The organism is Pseudomonas soli (genome assembly GCF_900110655.1).
In the GTDB taxonomy this organism is placed as follows: Bacteria; Pseudomonadota; Gammaproteobacteria; order Pseudomonadales; family Pseudomonadaceae; genus Aquipseudomonas; species Aquipseudomonas soli.
Genome location: NZ_FOEQ01000007.1, coordinates 203,612 through 220,155 on the forward strand (window position 1 = coordinate 203,612; position 16,544 = coordinate 220,155).

Below are 16,544 nucleotides of genomic sequence, written 5' to 3' on the forward strand. Positions count from 1 at the left end.
ACCTTTTACTCACCACAAGCCCCTTTCACCCCCCTTTCACCAGGGCAAGACGCACGAGACCGTTAAAACCGTAAGGCCAAATTGTAAAGAATGTAAATTCCCGTCGAATGGTAACGCTTCTCAATTGTTCCTTACATTCGCTTACATTAACATCCGCGGCCTTCATACCTTGGGGAAGGTCTACAACAATGCGTCACGTGCCATCTGCTGTGAGTTCACCACGTCTGCTCGCCTCCGCCATCGGCATGGCGATCACCGCCACCTCGGCCTATGCCGCCGACCCGGCCGCCAGCAACGCCATCACCCTCGACGCCACCAGCGTCAATGGCAAGGCCGAACAGGCAAGCACCGAGTACAAGGTCGACAAGGCCTCGTCGCAGAAGTACACCGCGCCATTGGTGGACACGCCGCGCTCGATCACGGTAATTCCCCAGCAGGTGATCAAGGACACCAACGCCATGTCCCTGCAGGACGCCCTGCGCACTGTGCCCGGGATCACTTTCGGCGCCGGCGAAGGCGGCAACCCGCAGGGCGATCGCCCCTTCATCCGCGGCTTCGACGCCCAGGGCGACACCTACCTGGACGGCGTGCGTGACACCGGCGCCCAGACCCGCGAAATCTTCGCCATCGAGTCTGTCGAAGTGGCCAAGGGGCCGAACTCGGCCATTGGTGGCCGCGGTGCAGCCGGCGGCACCATCAACCTGGTGAGCAAGCGCGCGCACCTGGGCAACTCGCTGGACGGCGCCTGGACCTGGGGCAGCGACCAGACCCAGCGTTACACCTTCGACGGCAACTACCAGTTCAGCGACAGCGTCGCCGGGCGCCTGAACCTGATGACCCACGAGAGCAACGTCGCCGGCCGCGACAAGGTCAACTACGACCGCTGGGGCATCGCCCCGTCGCTGGCGTTCGGCCTGGGCACGCCGACCCGCGTCAATCTCGACTACTACCACCTGGAAAGCGACGACCTGCCGGATTCGGGCATCCCCTACAGCGTGCCACGGGCTGGCAGCACCGCACGCACCTCTGCCCATCCGGACAAACCGGTGGACGGCGGCGACAGCGACAACTTCTACGGCTTGACCGGCCGCGACTTCCGCAAGACCCGTGTCGATATCGCGACCTTCGCCATCGAGCACGACCTGTCCGACACGCTGACCATCAAGAACACCCTGCGCCACGGCAACAGCATGCAGGACTATGTGCTGACCCAGCCTGACGACAGCGCCGGCAACGTCAACAACAACGGCGTCTGGCGTCGCGCCAACACCCGTGTGGGCAACACCGCCACCACCACCAACCAGACCGACCTGTTCGGCGAGTTCTACCTGGGCGGCCTGAAGAACAGCTTCTCCACCGGCGTCGAGTTCACCAAGGAAGAGTCCGACCGCCAGAGCTACACTGTCACCCCCAACAGCAAGCTCACCTGCACCGGGCCGGGCAGCGGCGGCAGCTGCACCTCGCTGGACAACCCGAACCCGGACGATGCCTGGGTCGGCACCGTCGCGCGCAACTACGCCGGCACCAAGACCAGCAGCAAGACCCGCGCACTCTACGTGTTCGACACCCTGGAGCTGACCCCGCAGTGGCTGCTCAACATGGGCCTGCGCTATGACCACTTCGACACCGACTACCGTGGCTACAATGCCGACGGCAGCACCGCGGTGAGCGCCAAGGGCGTGCCCGCCAAGGGCCAGGACACCAGCGAGTTCATCACCGGCCAGCTGGGCCTGGTGTGGAAGCCAGCCGACAACGGCAGCATCTATGTGTCCTATGCCACCTCGGCCACGCCGCCTGGCGCCATGCTCGGCGAAGGTACCGAAGGCAACCCGCTGGGCAACACCACCGACCGCTCCGGCAACCTGCTGGGCAGTGACATGGAGCCGGAAGAAACCACCAACTACGAGCTCGGCACCAAGTGGGACCTGCTCGACCAGCGCCTGTCCCTGGCAGCGGCGCTGTTCCGCACCGAGAAGGAAAACGCCCGGGTCCAGGTCAACACCAACACCTACGAGAACGTCGGTGAAACCCGCGTGCAAGGCATCGAGCTGTCGGCCAGCGGCAAGCTGACCGACAAGTGGCAGGTGTTCGCCGGCTACACCTACATGCAGGCCCGCCAGATCGACGGTGGCCCGCTGGGCAAGGCCAACGACGGCAACCAGCTGCCCAACACGCCGAACAACAGCGCCAGCCTGTGGACCACCTACCAGCTGACGCCCAAGTTGACAGTCGGTGGCGGCGCCTTCTATGTCGACGACGTCTACGGCAGCGTGGCCAACACCACCATGGTCGACAGCTACGTGCGCTACGACGCCATGGCGGCCTACAAGCTGACCAAGAACATCGACCTGCAGTTGAACGTGCAGAACCTCACCAACGAGGTGTACTACGACAAGGCGTTCTCCACCCACTTCGCCAACCAGGCAGCGGGACGAACGGCATTGCTGACCACCAGCGTCCACTTCTAAAAGCCGCACCCCAGGCCCCGTTCAATCGATTGAACGGGGCTTTTGCGTATCAAGGCATAATGCACGCCGCGCAGTTGCTGGCGGCAAGACCAAGGTGATCGATGTGGTGAAGAAGACGCTGTTCCAATTGCACTGGTTGCTTGGCATCACCGCCGGCCTGGTTCTGGCGCTGATGGGCATCACCGGCGCGATCTGGTCATTCCAGGAAGAACTGCTGCGCGCGTTCAACGCCGAGGTGCTCAAGGTCGAGGTACGCCAGGAAGGCGTGCTGCCGCCGGCCGAGCTGGTGCGTCGGGTCGAGGCCGCGCAAGGCGACCAGATCTCCATGCTCTGGGTCGATACCCGCGACGGCAACGCGGCGCGGATCTTCTTCACCCCGGCCCCCGGCGAGCGCCGTGGCGCGCTGCGCTATGCCGACCCGTACACCGGCGAGCTCAAGGGTGAAGTCGCAGGCCTTGGCTTTTTCAACCTCATGCTCAACCTGCACCGGTTCCTGGCCATGGGCGACACCGGCCGGCAGATCACCGGCGCCTGCACCCTGATGCTGATCTTCTTCTGCCTCTCCGGGCTGTACCTGCGCTGGCCGCGCAAGGCCCTGAACTGGCGGACCTGGCTGACCCTCGACTGGGCAAAGAAAGGCCGCGCCTTCAACTGGGACCTGCACGCGGTGTTCGGCACTTGGTGCCTGCTGTTCTACCTGCTGTTCGCCCTGACCGGGCTGTTCTGGTCCTACGAGTGGTACCGCGCGGGCCTCAACCGCCTGCTGGCCGACCAGCCTGCGGCGGGCGAGCAGAAACGCGGCGAAGGCCGTGGCGGTCGTCATGGCCCGCCCAAAGTGGACAAGAACGCCCCGCCTCGGGTGGTGGACTATGACGCCATCTGGGCCAACCTCAAGGCAGCTGCAGGCCCGGACCTGGCCACCTACAACCTGCGCCTGCCACCGGCCGGCGGCCAGCCCGCGACGCTGTTCTACCTGCTGCGGGGCGCCGAGCACGAGCGGGCCTTCAACACCCTGACCCTCGACCCGGCCAGCGGTCAGGTCAAGCGTCACGAACGCTATGCCGACAAGTCGTTCAAGGCGCAACTGCTGCAAAGCGTCTATGCCCTGCACGTCGGCGAGTACTTCGGCCTGCCCGGGCGCATCATCGTCACCCTCGCCAGCCTGACCATGCCGCTGTTCTTCGTCACCGGCTGGTTGCTGTACCTCGACCGCCGCCGCAAGAAACGCCAGGTACGCGCCGCCCGTGGCGCGGTGGGTGATCAGGGCAACGCCGGCGACAGCTGGCTGATCGGTTTCGCCAGCCAGAGCGGTTTCGCCGAACAGCTGGCCTGGCAGAGCGCCGGCCAGCTACAAGCTGCCGGCTTGCCGGTGCAGGTCCGTCCGCTGGCCGAGCTGGGCGAAGCCCAATTACGCAATGCCAACCGCGCACTGTTCGTGGTCAGCACTTTCGGCGACGGTGAAGCCCCGGACAGTGCCCGCGGCTTCGAGCGCAAGGTCCTCGGCCAGCCGTGGGCGCTGGAGCACCTGGACTACGCCCTGCTCGCCCTGGGTGACCGCCAGTACCCGCACTTCTGCGGCTTCGCCCGCCGCCTCCAGGCCTGGCTCGGCGAGCGCGGCGCCACCTGCGCCTTCAGCCCGGTGGAAGTGGACAATGCCGACCCTGCCGCGCTTGCGCTGTGGCAACAGGAACTGACGCAACTGACCGGCACTCTTCCGGTCGCTGCCTGGCAACCACCGAGCTTCGGCAACTGGCGCCTGCTGCGCCGTGAACTGCTCAACCCGGGCAGCCAGGGCGCGCCGGTCTACCTGCTGGGCCTGCAGGCGCAAATGCCCGCAACCTGGGAAGCAGGCGACCTGATCGAGATCCTGCCGCGCAATGGCCAGCCCCGTGTCGATGCCTTCCTGGAAGGCCTGGGCCTCGACCCTCGTTGCCCGGTGCAACTCGACGGCCTGCAGGAAAGCCTGGCGCAGGCCCTGGCCAGCCGCCAGCTACCGGTCGGCCGCGAACACCTGGTGGGCCTGCATGCCCAGGCGCTGGTCGATGCCCTGATCCCGCTGGCCGCCCGCGAATACTCGATTGCATCCATCGCCAGCGACGGCGCGCTGGAGCTGATCGTGCGCCAGGAGCGTCACACCGATGGCAGCCTGGGCCTGGGTTCCGGCTGGCTGACCGAGTACCTGCCACTCGATGGCAGCGTCAGCGCACGCCTGCGTCGCAACAGCGGCTTCCACCTGCCCGGCGAATCGGTCCCCCTGGTGCTGATCGGTAACGGCACCGGCCTGGCTGGCCTGCGCAGCCTGCTCAAGGCGCGCATCGCTGCGGGCGAGCAGCGCAACTGGCTGCTGTTCGGTGAGCGAAACCAGGCGCACGACCTGCTGTGCGGTGAGGAACTGCAAGGCTGGGTGGCAAGCGGCGACCTGCAACGGCTGGACCTGGCTTTCTCACGGGACCAGGCAGAGAAGATCTACGTGCAGGACGTGCTGTTGCAGCAGGCCGCCGAGTTCAAGCGCTGGGTCGATGACGGTGCTTGCGTGTATGTCTGCGGCAGTTTGCACGGCATGGCTGCCGGCGTTGATGCAGCGCTGCAGGGCATGCTTGGTGAGGTGCGGGTGCAGCAGCTGATCGAGGATGGGCGCTATCGGCGGGATGTGTACTGACTGAATAAAGCATCAGGGCAAGTCGGGGCGCCGTCCCGACTTGCCCTGCGATGGGGTCAATGCAATTCGAAGGTATCGGCATCCATGTTGGCCGGGAACCGCGCCCGATACGCGGCCAGCTCCGCCGCCCGCAGCACCACGGTGAACACCCCGTCGGCCTCGCCCGCGCTGAGCAGGCTCTCACCCTGGAAGTCCAGCACCTGGCTGTCGCCGGAGTAGGCGAAGCCCTTGCCATCGGTGCCGACCCGGTTCACCGCTGCCACGAAGCACAGGTTCTCGATGCCCCGTGCCGGCAGCAGCCGGTTCCAGTGCAGGCGCCGCGCCGCCGGCCAGTTGGCGGTGTACAGCAGCAGGTCGGTGTCCTGGGCATCGCGGCTCCACACCGGGAAACGCAGGTCGTAGCAGATCAGCGGGCGAATCCGCCAGCCCTTGAGCTCGAACTGCACCTGGCGCTCGCCCGGGGTGTAGTGCTTGTGCTCACCGGCCATGCGGAACAGGTGGCGCTTGTCGTAGTGCAGGATCTCGCCATCGGGCCGCGCCCACAGGAGGCGGTTGCGGTGGCTGCCGTCGGCGGCCTGGATGATCACGCTGCCGGTGATCACCGCGCTGGCTTTCTTCGCCTGGGCCTTGAGCCATTTGTAGGTCGGGCCGTTTTCCGGCTCGGCCAGGCTTTCGGACTCCATCGAAAACCCGGTGGTGAACATTTCCGGCAGGACCACCAGGTCCACCTCACCGGCCTGGGTGATCAGTTCCTCGAAGTGCGCGTAGTTCGCCTCGCGGTCGTGCCAGGCCAGGGTGGTCTGCACCAGGGCGATTTTCAGGTTCGGCAGTTGGCTCAAATCGCGCATAGTCTTTCCGCTGCCTGGCGCAGCGTCTCCTCGCGTTTGGCAAAGCACAGGCGTACCAGGCGTTGCTCGGGGATGGGTTGCTGGTAGAACACCGACACCGGGATGCTGGCCACGCCATGCTCACGGGTCAGCCACAGCGCCATGTCGACATCGTTCAGGTCGGGGCGAATCTGCGAATAGTCCACCAGTTGGAAATAGGTGCCCGGGGTGCGGGTGAAGGTGAAACGCGAGGCCTGCAGTAAATCGCAGAACAGGTCGCGCTTGGCCTGGTAGAAGGCCGGCAGTTCGTCGATGTGCTCAGGGTGCTCGGCCATGAAGTCGGCCAACGCGCACTGCAAGGGCGTGACGCCGCAGAAGTTGACGTACTGGTGCACCTTGCGCAATTCGGCGCTGAGGGCCGGTGGCGCGACCACGTAGCCGGTTTTCCAGCCGGTGACGTGGTAGGTCTTGCCGAACGAGCTGATGACGAAGGCTTTGCTGTACAACTGCGCGTGGGCCAGCACGCTGGCGTGGCGCACACCGTCGTAGATCAGGTGCTCGTAGACTTCGTCGCTGACCAGGTAGATATCGCGGTTGCCGATCAACGCGGCCAGCTGGTCCAGGTCGTCGCGGTTGATCAACGCGCCGCTGGGGTTGTGCGGCGAATTGAGGATGACCATGCGCGTGCGCGGGCTCAACGCATCGCTGAACTTCTGCCAGTCGATGCTGAAGCTGCCGTCGCGCAGCGGCACATGCACGCAGCGGCCACCGGCCAGTTCCACCGACGGCTCGTAGCTGTCGTAGCTGGGGTCGAAGACGATCACCTCGTCACCGGGGTGGATCACCGCCTGGATCGCGCAGAAGATCGCCTCGGTGGCGCCGGGGGTGATGGTCACTTCCTGGTCGGCATCCACTGCCACGCCATACAGCCGGGCGATCTTGGCCGCAACCTGCTGGCGCAGGGCTGGCAGGCCAGTCATCGGCGAATACTGGTTATGCCCGGCGGCCACGTGGCGGCCAACGGCATCGAGCAGGGCCTGGGGGCCGTTGAAGTCAGGGAAGCCCTGAGACAGATTGAGCGCACCGGTCTGCATGGCCAGTTGCGACATGGTGGTGAAGATGGTCGTGCCGACGTTCGGCAGTTTGCTGCGGATCATGGAGCCCTCTTTCCTGGGGTTTGTCCGGCACGGGGGTGGATCCGAGCATAGCGGAACGAGCGGTCAGGAAAAAGGTTGAAACAATAGGGGGATTGCGGTGGATCAAAGAGCCCTATCGCCGGCAAGCCGGCTCCCACAGGTATTGTGGCTTGTGCTTACGCTGTGGGAGCCGGCTAGCCGGCGATGAAGCCAGCACGGAATCAGCGCTTGTCGCGGCGCTTCTTCTCGGCCTTCTTGTGGTGCGACATCAGGCGGCGCTTCTTGTTGACCTGGCGATCGGTGAGGGTGTTCTTCTTGCCCTCGAACGGGTTGTCACCACCCTTGTACTCGATACGGATCGGCGTGCCGACCAGCTTGAGCACCCGGCGGTAGGTGTTCTCCAGGTAACGCGAGTAGGAGTTGGGGATCTTGTCGGTCTGGTTGCCGTGGATCACGATCAGCGGCGGGTTGGCGCCACCGAGGTGGGCATAGCGCAGCTTGATGCGGCGGCCGTTGACCAACGGCGGCTGGTGCACGCTGATGGCGTCTTCGAGGATCTGCGTGAGGCGGCTGGTCGGCCAGCGGGTGACCGCCGACTTGAACGCGGCCTGCACCGACTTGTACAGATGGCCCACGCCGGTGCCGTGCAGCGCCGAGATGAAGTGGATGTCGGCGAAGTCGACGAAGAACAGCCGGCGCTCCAGCTCAGTCTTCACGTAGTCGCGCTCGCCCGGCTCCATGCCGTCCCACTTGTTCAGGGCGATGACCACGGCGCGGCCGGCGTCGAGGGCGAAGCCCAGCAGGTTGAGGTCGTGGTCGACCACGCCTTCGCGGGCGTCCATGACGAAGATCACCACGTTGGCGTCCTTGATCGCCTGCAGGGTCTTCACCACCGAGAACTTTTCGACTTCCTCGTGGATCTTGCCGCGCTTGCGCACACCGGCGGTGTCGATGAAGGTGTACTTCTCGCCATCACGCTCGAACGGAATGTAGATACTGTCGCGGGTGGTGCCCGGCTGGTCGTACACCACTACGCGCTCTTCGCCGAGCATGCGGTTGACCAGGGTCGACTTGCCAACGTTGGGGCGGCCGATGATGGCGATCTTGATACCGTCTTTCTCGCTCGGGCCGGGGATGCGCGTGGCTTCTTCGCCTTCGGCGACATCCTCGTCGAGGGCTTCTTCCTCGGGATCACGGGGAATATGGCCGAGCAGAGACTCCATCAGGGCGTTGATGCCGCGGCCCTGGGAGCCCGCCACCGGGATGGCGTTGCCCATGCCCAGCGGCGAGAACTCGGCGCGGGCGATATCGGGATCGATGTTGTCGATCTTGTTGGCGACCAGGATCGCTTCCTTGTTCCGCTTGCGCAGGTGATCGGCGATCATCTGGTCGGCGGCGGTCATGCCGGCCCGGGCATCAACCAGGAACAGCACGTAGTCGGCTTCCTCGATGGCCATCAGCGACTGCTCGGCCATCTTCTCGTCCATGCCCACCTCGTCACCGGTGATACCGCCGGTGTCGATCAGGATGTAGGAACGACCCTGCCAGCTGGCATCACCATACTGGCGGTCACGGGTCAGGCCCGACAGGTCACCGACGATGGCATCGCGGGTCTTGGTCAGGCGGTTGAACATGGTGGATTTGCCGACGTTGGGGCGGCCCACCAGGGCGATTACGGGAACCATGCGGCTCTCCACTCTTGAATTCTTGAAAATGCAAAGGCCGCTGCAAGGCAGCGGCCGGAGTTCGGGCGGCGTTTCCTACGCCGCAACCTGAGCCCGCGAACGGGCCCAAGCATAGCTTCAGCGGATGGTCAGTGCCTCGAGTTTGCCGCTGTTGCCGAAGACATAGATGGTGTCGCCGACCACCAGTGGGCGGGCGCGCAGGCCATCGCTGTCGATACGCTCACGGCCGACGAAACGGCCATCGACCTGGCTGAGCAGGTGCAGGTAACCCTCGAAGTCACCGACGGCCACATAGCTGGAGAAAACTTCCGGCGCCGACAGCTGACGGCGGGCCATGGAGTCGTTGCTCCACAGCGAGCTGGAAGAACGCTCGTCGACGCTCTGCACGGTGCCCGACGCTTCGCTGACATAGACGTTGCCGAAGCCCTGGGCGACACCCACGTAGCTGGAGGCATCGCGCTGCCACAGCACGCGGCCGCTTTCCAGGTCCAGGCCGGCGACGCGGCCCTGGTAGGTGCTGACGTACAGGGTGCCACCGGACAGCAGCAGGCCGCCGTCGATGTCTACCACGCGGTCCAGCTCGGAACGGCCCTGCGGCACAGCCACGCGGCTTTCCCACACTGGCACGCCGTTGCTGATGTCGACCGCCACCACCTTGCCGGTGGACAGGCCGGCAACGGCCAGGCGGTTGGTCACCACCGGCGCACCGGTACCGCGCAGGGTCAGTACGGCCGGGCTGTTCTCGTAGATCCAGCGACGGTCACCCGTGGCGGCGTCGAAGCCGACCAGGCGGTCGTCCTGGGTCTGCACCACCACCACGTCACCATTGTTGGCGGGCGGTGCCAGCACTTCGCTGGAGACGCGCGAGCGCCAGCGCTCCTCGCCGGTGCTGGAGTCCAGGGCAATGACCTCGCCCTTCAGGGTACCCAGCATGACCAGGCCATAGCCCACGCCCACGGCGCCGGAAACCGGCAGCTCGAGGTCCTTCTTCCACACCACGTCACCGGTGATGCGGTTCAGCGCGAAGACTTCGCCGTTGACGTCGGAAGCGTAGATGCGGTCGTTCTCGATGGCCGGCACCAGGGTGTTGTAGGTCTCACCCTGGCCGTCACCGATCGAACGGCTCCACTGCTTCTTCAGTACCACTTCCTCGGTGAACTTGGTCAGCTCGGCCGGGGGCAGTTCCTTCTTGCTGTTGCTGCTGCAACCCGCCGCCAGGACGGCGAGGGTGAGCACTGCTGCTTGTTTCCAACCCTTCACTTCAGGCGTCCCCTTTGGCCAGGTCATCCAGCTTCAGTTGCAGGCCACCGATCGCGGCGTCGTCGGACAGCGCGGCCTTGGCTTTTTCGTAGGCGCCGTGCGCGTCGTCGGCGCGGCCCAGCTGCACCAGCAGGTCGCCCTTGAGTTCTTCACGGCTGGCCAGGAAGGCCTTGTCGGTGTCGCCGTCGAGCAGCTTGAGGGCGTCCTCGGCCTTGTCCTGGGCCGCGAGCACACGGGCCAGGCGCTGGCGCGAAATCTCGCTCAGGGTGGCGTCAGCCGGCTTGTCCATCACGCTCTTGAGTTCGCTCGCCGCGTCGTCCAGCTTGCCGCTCTCGACCGCCACCTTGGCGACGAACAGGCTGCCGTACTGGGCGTAGGCAGTGCCGCCGAACTCGCTCTTGAGCTTGCCGGAAAGCTCCGCCACCTTGCTCGCGTCAGGCTTGCCATCCGGCGTCAGCGAGGTTTCCAGCAGGGCCTGGTACAGCGCCGAAGCGCCTTGGGACTGGTTGGCCTGGTACTTGTGCCAGGTCTGCCAGCCCATCACCACCACACCGGCCAGCAGGGCGCCGGTCAGCAGTGGCTTGCCGTTGCGGTTCCACCAGTCCTTGGCCGCTGCCAGGCCTTCATCATCGGTACTCGACACCCCAATACTCCTATTCGCCTATTCGTTGTCGGACCGCATCACGCCTGGGCGATCGCGGTTTCCAGGTGCGCAGCAAGCGCATCCCAGGCAATGTTCTGTTGTTCGCCCTGGCCACGCAGGGGCTTCACGCCAATCTCTTGCTTGGCCAGCTCGTCGTCGCCGAGGATCAGGGCGAACAGCGCGCCGCTCTTGTCGGCCTTCTTGAACTGGTTCTTGAAGTTGCCGCCACCGGCGTTGACCGCCAGGCGCAGGTTCGGCAGACGATCACGCAGCTGCTCGCTGATCTTCAGCCCGGCAAGCTCGGCCTGCTCCCCAAAGGCGCACAGGTAGACGTCGATGGTACGGCTGATCGACTCAGGCACCTGGCCGAGGGTTTCGATCAGCAGCAGCAGGCGCTCGATACCCATGGCAAAGCCAACGCCAGCGGTCGGCTTGCCGCCCATCTGCTCGACCAAGCCGTCGTAACGCCCGCCGGCGCAGACCGTGCCTTGGGCACCGAGCTTGTCGGTAACCCACTCGAATACGGTCTTGCTGTAGTAGTCCAGGCCGCGTACCAGCTTGGTATTGATCACGAACGGGATGCCAGCAGCGTCAAGACGCGCCTTCACACCCTCGAAATGCACGCGGGACTCTTCGTCCAGGTACTCTTCGAGCTTCGGCGCGCCCACCAGGGCGGCCTGGGTGCCTGCGTTCTTGCTGTCGAGGATACGCAGCGGATTGCTCTTCAGGCGGCGCTGGCTGTCTTCGTCCAGCTGATCAATGCGCTGGGACAGGAACTCCACCAGTGCATCGCGATAACGCCCGCGGGCTTCGCTGGTGCCAAGGCTGTTGAGCTCCAGGGTCACTGCGTCCTGGATACCCAGCAACGCCCAGAGGCGCCAGGTGAGCATGATCAGTTCGGCGTCGATATCCGGGCCGGCCAGGTTGAACACCTCGACACCGATCTGGTGGAACTGCCGGTAGCGTCCCAGTTGCGGGCGCTCGTGGCGGAACATCGGGCCCACGTACCAGAGCTTCTGCACCTGGCCATTACCGATGATGCCGTGTTCGAGCACTGCGCGCACGCAAGCGGCGGTGCCTTCCGGGCGCAAGGTAAGCGAGTCCTTGTTATCCTGGAAGGTGTACATCTCCTTCTCGACGATATCGGTGACTTCACCGATCGAGCGCTTGAACAGCTCGGTGAACTCGACAATCGGCGTGCGGATCTGGCTGTAGCCGTAGCTGTCCAGCAAGCCAGCCACGGTGCCCTCGAAGTAGCGCCACAGCGGCGACTGGTCGGGCAGGATGTCGTTCATGCCACGGATGGCTTGCAGCGATTTGCTCACGAATAGTCCTTACGAATCTGTGTCTCAGCCGCGGGCGATCAGCGCCGCGTCGGCCTCGGCCTTCTCGGCCGCTTTCTGGCGAATGAGCTTTTCCAGCTCGTCGACCAGGTTGTCGTTGTTCAGCTTCTGCGATGGCTTGCCGTCGATGTACACCAGGTTCGGCGTGCCGCCGGTCAAGCCCACGTGCGATTCCTTGGCTTCGCCCGGGCCGTTGACCACGCAACCGATCACCGCCACGTCCAGCGGCACCAGCAGGTCCTCCAGGCGCCCTTCCAGTTCGTTCATGGTCTTGACCACATCGAAGTTCTGCCGCGAGCAGCTCGGGCAGGCGATGAAGTTGATGCCACGGGAACGCAGGTGCAGCGACTTGAGGATGTCGTAGCCGACCTTCACTTCCTCGACCGGATCGGCGGCCAGGGAAATGCGGATGGTGTCACCGATGCCTTCGGCCAGCAGCATACCTAGGCCGACGGCGGATTTCACCGTCCCCGAGCGCAGGCCACCGGCTTCGGTGATGCCCAGGTGCAGCGGCTGGATGATCTGCCTGGCCAACAGGCGATAGGCTTCGACGGCCATGAACACGTCGGAGGCCTTGACGCTGACCTTGAAGTCCTGGAAATCCAGGCGGTCGAGGTGCTCGACGTGACGCAGGGCCGATTCGACCAGCGCCGCCGGGGTCGGCTCGCCGTACTTCTTCTGCAGGTCCTTTTCCAGGGAGCCGGCGTTGACGCCGATGCGGATCGGGATACCACGGTCGCGGGCGGCATCGACCACGGCGCGCACACGGTCTTCACGGCCAATGTTGCCAGGGTTGATGCGCAGGCAGTCGACACCCAGCTCGGCCACGCGCAGAGCGATCTTGTAGTCGAAGTGAATGTCGGCGACCAGCGGCACGCTGACCAGTTTCTTGATTTTGCCGAAGGCTTCGGCTGCGTCCATGTCCGGCACCGAGACACGGACGATGTCCACGCCGGCATCGACCAGGCGCTGGATCTGCGCCACGGTGGCCGCGACATCGTTGGTGTCGGTGTTGGTCATGCTCTGCACCGCGATGGGCGCATCACCACCCACCGGCACATTGCCGACCCAGATCTTGCGGGATTCGCGACGTTTGATCGGAGATTCGCCGTGCATGAATTACTGTCCCAACTTCAGGCGAGCGGTTTCGCCACTGGTGAACGGGGCGACATCGACCGCCTGGCCGTTGTAGCTCACCTGGGCGCCGCGGGCGAAGCCCAGGCGCACCGCGAACGGTGGCTTGCCGGTCAGTTCCAGGCTGTCGCCCTTGCGCTTGATGGCGCTGAACAGCACCTTGCCGTTGCCGTCGGTGACCTGGGTCCAGCAATCGGCGGTGAATTGGATATGAACCTTGGCGCTGCCGGCCGGGGCCGGTGCGGCTTCAGCGGGTGCAGTCGGTGCGACCGCAGCGGCGGCGGCTGGCGCGGTGGCGGCAGGCACGGCGGGGGTGGCTGGCGCGACAACCGGTGCCACAGGCGCGGCGGCAGTCGGCGCGGCGCTGGTGGCTGGCGTGGCAGGCGCAACGGAGACGACTGGCGCCTGGGCCTCAGCGACCGGCGCCTGCTCGGCACTGCTCGGTTCCAGCGGCAGGGCCTGGCCTTCGGCCTGCTGGCCCTCGCTCACGGCCTGGTCTTCCGGCTCGTCCAGCGGGTGAATCTGCGTGGTGCCGTCGGCGCTCTCGACCTCGACGTGCTCCAGGGCGATCTTGGCCAGGTCCTTGCCGCGCAGGCTGCTCTGGTCCTGCCACCAGAAGAAACCACCGCCGACCACGGCGACCAGCAGCAACAGGCTGACCACGCGCAGGATGTTGTGCGACAGGCGCACCGGCTCTTCGATGCGGCCGAGAGCATGCACCTCACTGCCTTTGGCGTGGGTCCCGGTGATCTGGTCGAAGGCCTCGACCAGGGGCGCCTGGTCCATGTCCATCAGCTTGGCATAGGCGCGGATGTAGCCACGGGCGAAGGTATGCCCGGGCAGCTTGTCGAAGGCGCCGTTTTCCAGGTTGTTCAGCGAAGATACCGTGAGGTTGAGCTTGCGAGCGACCTCAGCCTGGCTCCAATCGCGGTTTTCGCGGGCCTGGCGCAAGACGTCACCGGGGTTCTGGCGAGTCGCTGCTGCTACTTCAGTGTGCGCGGCTTTCATCGTTGCTCCGACAGGTATTGCTGATATTCCGGCGTACCGGGATAAAGTCGTTGTAATTGCTGGCCCAAGCGGGCTGCGGTGCCCTGCTCGTCAAGGGCAAGTGCCAGGCGATGGCCCAGCAGCAGGCTGCGGGCATTCTGGTCGCTCAGTTGGCTGAATCGATCGTAGTAATTCCGGGCCGGCACATAATGCCTGTTTTCGTAGGACAACTCAGCCATTTCGAGCAAAGCCTTCGGTTGCCGCCGATTGAGCCGAAGGGCCTTTTCCAGATATTCGCGGGCCTGAGCGCCCTGCCCGCGCTTCAAGGCGGTGAGCCCGAGGTTCTCGTAGACGCGCGAACGCTCAGGATACAGGGTATCGGCGGCAGCCTGGAGGAACATCGCGTGGGCTTCGTCGAAATGGCCCTGAGCATATAGGAAACCGCCGTAGTTGTTGCGGATTCGCGTGTCATCCGGGCGGATGGCCAGGGCTTTTTCGAAATGCTCGCCGGCCAGGGCGGGCTCATCCTCGGCCTGGAATACCAGGGCGAGCGCGGCATGGGCGTCGGCGTCACGGGCATCGAGGGCCAGGGCCTTGGCCAAGGGAACCTTGGCGCGTTCGGTCAAACCTTGTTGCAAATACCCTAGGCCCAACTGCACATAGGCCTGCCGGGCCGCTTCGCGCCCCTGGCGGTTGCCCAGGGGATCACCCGCGCCGCCGGACACGCAGCCGGCCAGCAGCGAAAGCGTCAGGATCGACAGCGCGGTGCGCAGGCTCATGGGGCAGTGGCTCGTCAGGGGCGCACGGCGCTGTCTTGCGGCTCGTCGGCAGCCAGCTGACGTACGGCGATGTAGCGCTCGCTACGCCGGGTCCGGTCGTTGACCTGGCCCACCAGCTGACCGCACGCGGCGTCGATGTCATCACCGCGGGTGGTGCGCGTGGTCACGTTGAAGCCGCCGTGATGCAGCAGGTCCTGGAAGCGGCGGATGGCATTGTTGCTCGGCCGCTCGTAGCCGGAGTGCGGGAACGGGTTGAACGGGATCAGGTTGATCTTGCACGGCACATCACGCAGCAGCTCGATCATCTGCGCGGCGTGCTCGGGCTGGTCGTTGACGTCCTTGAGCAGGGTGTACTCGATGGTCAGCACGCGCTTGCCGCCGAGGGTGGACATGTAGCCCATGCACGAATCCAGCAGCATCTTCAGCGGGTACTTCTTGTTGATCGGCACCAGCTTGTTACGCAGCTCGTCGTTCGGCGCGTGCAGCGACAGGGCCAGGGACACGTCGATGTGCTTGGCCAGCTCGTCGATCATCGGTACCACGCCCGAGGTGGACAGGGTCACGCGACGCTTGGAAATGCCATAGCCCAGATCTTCCATCATGATCTTCATGGCGGCGATGACATTGTCGAAATTCAGCAGGGGTTCGCCCATGCCCATCATGACCACGTTGGTAATCGCGCGGTCGATCTTGGCCGGGACGGTCCCGAAGGATTTGTTGGCAAGCCACACCTGGCCTATCACTTCGGCGGCGGTGAGGTTGCTGTTGAAGCCTTGCTTGCCGGTGGAGCAGAAACTGCAGTCCAGGGCGCAGCCGGCTTGCGACGACACGCAGAGGGTGCCGCGATCGTCGGTGGGGATGTAGACGGTCTCGACGCAGCTGCCAGAGGCAACGCGGACCACCCACTTGCGGGTACCGTCGGCGGAAATATCTTCGCTGACCACTTCCGGGCCCCGAATCTCGGCAACGGCCTCGAGCTTTTCGCGCAAGACCTTGCCGACGTTCGTCATGGCGGCGAAATCATCGACACCATAATGGTGAATCCATTTCATCACCTGACCGGCACGGAAGCGCTTCTCCCCGATTGAGTCGAAGAACTGTTCCATTTCCGCCAGGGTCAGCCCCAGCAGGTTGATCTTGTCAGTCGATGTCGTCATGGATTCACCCTCACTCGTAAGCCTTCGCTTAGCGAGTGGTTACCTCGGTAGCAGCGAAGAAGTAAGCGATTTCGCGAGCAGCGGCAGCTTCGGAGTCCGAACCGTGAACGGCGTTGGCGTCGATCGACTCGGCGAAGTCAGCACGGATGGTGCCGGCAGCAGCTTCTTTAGGGTTGGTGGCGCCCATCAGCTCACGGTTGGCCAGAATGGCGTTTTCGCCTTCCAGAACCTGCACAACAACAGGGCCCGAAGTCATGAAGGCAACCAGGTCACCGAAGAAGCCGCGCTCTTTGTGCTCAGCGTAGAAGCCTTCGGCTTCGGCTTTGGACAGCTGCTTCATTTTCGAAGCGACGACGCGCAGGCCGGCTTTCTCGAAGCGAGTAGTGATCTCGCCAATGACGTTCTTGGCAACTGCGTCAGGCTTGATGATGGAGAAAGTACGTTGAACAGCCATGGAAAACTCCAG

13 protein-coding genes are annotated in these 16,544 nt (G+C 64.7%); 2 read left to right on the forward strand and 11 right to left on the reverse strand.

Annotation, left to right across the window (positions count from 1 at the left end; all coding sequences use genetic code 11):
• Positions 1 to 188 precede the first annotated feature (188 nt).
• Positions 189 to 2,468, forward strand: a complete 2,280-nt coding sequence (locus BMY03_RS16870) for a TonB-dependent receptor (protein ID WP_094011720.1) — start codon at positions 189 to 191, stop codon at positions 2,466 to 2,468.
• Between the two features lie 103 nt (positions 2,469 to 2,571).
• Entirely contained in the window at positions 2,572 to 5,127 is a 2,556-nt protein-coding gene (locus BMY03_RS16875; RefSeq protein ID WP_094011777.1) for a sulfite reductase flavoprotein subunit alpha, read from the forward strand.
• A gap of 56 nt (positions 5,128 to 5,183) precedes the next feature.
• Here BMY03_RS16875 and BMY03_RS16880 read toward each other — a convergent pair whose 3' ends face one another.
• The 11 genes from BMY03_RS16880 to ndk form a co-directional block, all read right to left on the reverse strand.
• Positions 5,184 to 5,975: an amidohydrolase gene (locus BMY03_RS16880; RefSeq protein ID WP_094011721.1), complete on the reverse strand. Its 792-nt coding sequence runs from the start codon at positions 5,973 to 5,975 to the stop codon at positions 5,184 to 5,186.
• Positions 5,963 to 7,111 (reverse strand): pyridoxal phosphate-dependent aminotransferase, encoded by a 1,149-nt coding sequence (locus tag BMY03_RS16885; RefSeq protein ID WP_023630728.1) that lies wholly within the window; start codon positions 7,109 to 7,111, stop codon positions 5,963 to 5,965. Before BMY03_RS16885 ends, BMY03_RS16880 begins: the two co-directional genes overlap by 13 nt.
• 200 nt (positions 7,112 to 7,311) lie before the next feature.
• On the reverse strand, positions 7,312 to 8,775 hold the full coding sequence (gene der, locus BMY03_RS16890) for a ribosome biogenesis GTPase Der (RefSeq protein WP_023630727.1): 1,464 nt from the start codon (positions 8,773 to 8,775) through the stop codon (positions 7,312 to 7,314).
• 117 nt (positions 8,776 to 8,892) lie between these two features.
• Positions 8,893 to 10,062: an outer membrane protein assembly factor BamB gene (bamB, locus tag BMY03_RS16895; RefSeq protein ID WP_094011722.1), complete on the reverse strand. Its 1,170-nt coding sequence runs from the start codon at positions 10,060 to 10,062 to the stop codon at positions 8,893 to 8,895.
• The gene (locus BMY03_RS16900; protein WP_038706767.1) at positions 10,037 to 10,678 is read right to left on the reverse strand and encodes a tetratricopeptide repeat protein; all 642 of its coding nucleotides are present in this window, start codon (positions 10,676 to 10,678) and stop codon (positions 10,037 to 10,039) included. The genes bamB and BMY03_RS16900 overlap by 26 nt, the downstream gene beginning before the upstream one ends.
• Positions 10,679 to 10,716: 38 nt before the next feature.
• Complete coding sequence (gene hisS / locus BMY03_RS16905; protein WP_038706768.1) at positions 10,717 to 12,003, reverse strand: histidine--tRNA ligase; 1,287 nt, start codon at positions 12,001 to 12,003, stop codon at positions 10,717 to 10,719.
• Positions 12,004 to 12,027: 24 nt separating this feature from the next.
• Complete coding sequence (gene ispG, locus BMY03_RS16910; protein ID WP_023630055.1) at positions 12,028 to 13,137, reverse strand: flavodoxin-dependent (E)-4-hydroxy-3-methylbut-2-enyl-diphosphate synthase; 1,110 nt, start codon at positions 13,135 to 13,137, stop codon at positions 12,028 to 12,030.
• Between the two features lie 3 nt (positions 13,138 to 13,140).
• Positions 13,141 to 14,163, reverse strand: coding sequence for a RodZ domain-containing protein (locus BMY03_RS16915; RefSeq protein WP_094011723.1), 1,023 nt, complete (start codon positions 14,161 to 14,163; stop codon positions 13,141 to 13,143).
• On the reverse strand, positions 14,160 to 14,921 hold the full coding sequence (pilW, locus tag BMY03_RS16920; protein ID WP_094011724.1) for a type IV pilus biogenesis/stability protein PilW: 762 nt from the start codon (positions 14,919 to 14,921) through the stop codon (positions 14,160 to 14,162). Before pilW ends, BMY03_RS16915 begins: the two co-directional genes overlap by 4 nt.
• A gap of 14 nt (positions 14,922 to 14,935) precedes the next feature.
• On the reverse strand, positions 14,936 to 16,078 hold the full coding sequence (gene rlmN / locus BMY03_RS16925) for a dual-specificity RNA methyltransferase RlmN (protein WP_023630073.1): 1,143 nt from the start codon (positions 16,076 to 16,078) through the stop codon (positions 14,936 to 14,938).
• 28 nt (positions 16,079 to 16,106) lie between these two features.
• The gene (gene ndk / locus BMY03_RS16930) at positions 16,107 to 16,532 is read right to left on the reverse strand and encodes a nucleoside-diphosphate kinase (protein WP_023630072.1); all 426 of its coding nucleotides are present in this window, start codon (positions 16,530 to 16,532) and stop codon (positions 16,107 to 16,109) included.
• Between the last annotated feature and the right edge of the window lie 12 nt (positions 16,533 to 16,544).

What these genes read in the sequence shown, in the direction of transcription:
- ispG (WP_023630055.1), bottom strand. Translation starts at nt 13,137, where the DNA reads ATGCACGGCGAATCTCCGATCAAACGTCGCGAATCCCGCAAGATCTGG.
- bamB (WP_094011722.1), bottom strand. Translation starts at nt 10,062, where the DNA reads ATGACCTGGCCAAAGGGGACGCCTGAAGTGAAGGGTTGGAAACAAGCA.
- BMY03_RS16915 (WP_094011723.1), bottom strand. Translation starts at nt 14,163, where the DNA reads ATGAAAGCCGCGCACACTGAAGTAGCAGCAGCGACTCGCCAGAACCCC.
- ndk (WP_023630072.1), bottom strand. Translation starts at nt 16,532, where the DNA reads ATGGCTGTTCAACGTACTTTCTCCATCATCAAGCCTGACGCAGTTGCC.
- pilW (WP_094011724.1), bottom strand. Translation starts at nt 14,921, where the DNA reads ATGAGCCTGCGCACCGCGCTGTCGATCCTGACGCTTTCGCTGCTGGCC.
- der (WP_023630727.1), bottom strand. Translation starts at nt 8,775, where the DNA reads ATGGTTCCCGTAATCGCCCTGGTGGGCCGCCCCAACGTCGGCAAATCC.
- BMY03_RS16885 (WP_023630728.1), bottom strand. Translation starts at nt 7,111, where the DNA reads ATGATCCGCAGCAAACTGCCGAACGTCGGCACGACCATCTTCACCACC.
- BMY03_RS16870 (WP_094011720.1), top strand. Translation starts at nt 189, where the DNA reads ATGCGTCACGTGCCATCTGCTGTGAGTTCACCACGTCTGCTCGCCTCC.
- BMY03_RS16880 (WP_094011721.1), bottom strand. Translation starts at nt 5,975, where the DNA reads ATGCGCGATTTGAGCCAACTGCCGAACCTGAAAATCGCCCTGGTGCAG.
- rlmN (WP_023630073.1), bottom strand. Translation starts at nt 16,078, where the DNA reads ATGACGACATCGACTGACAAGATCAACCTGCTGGGGCTGACCCTGGCG.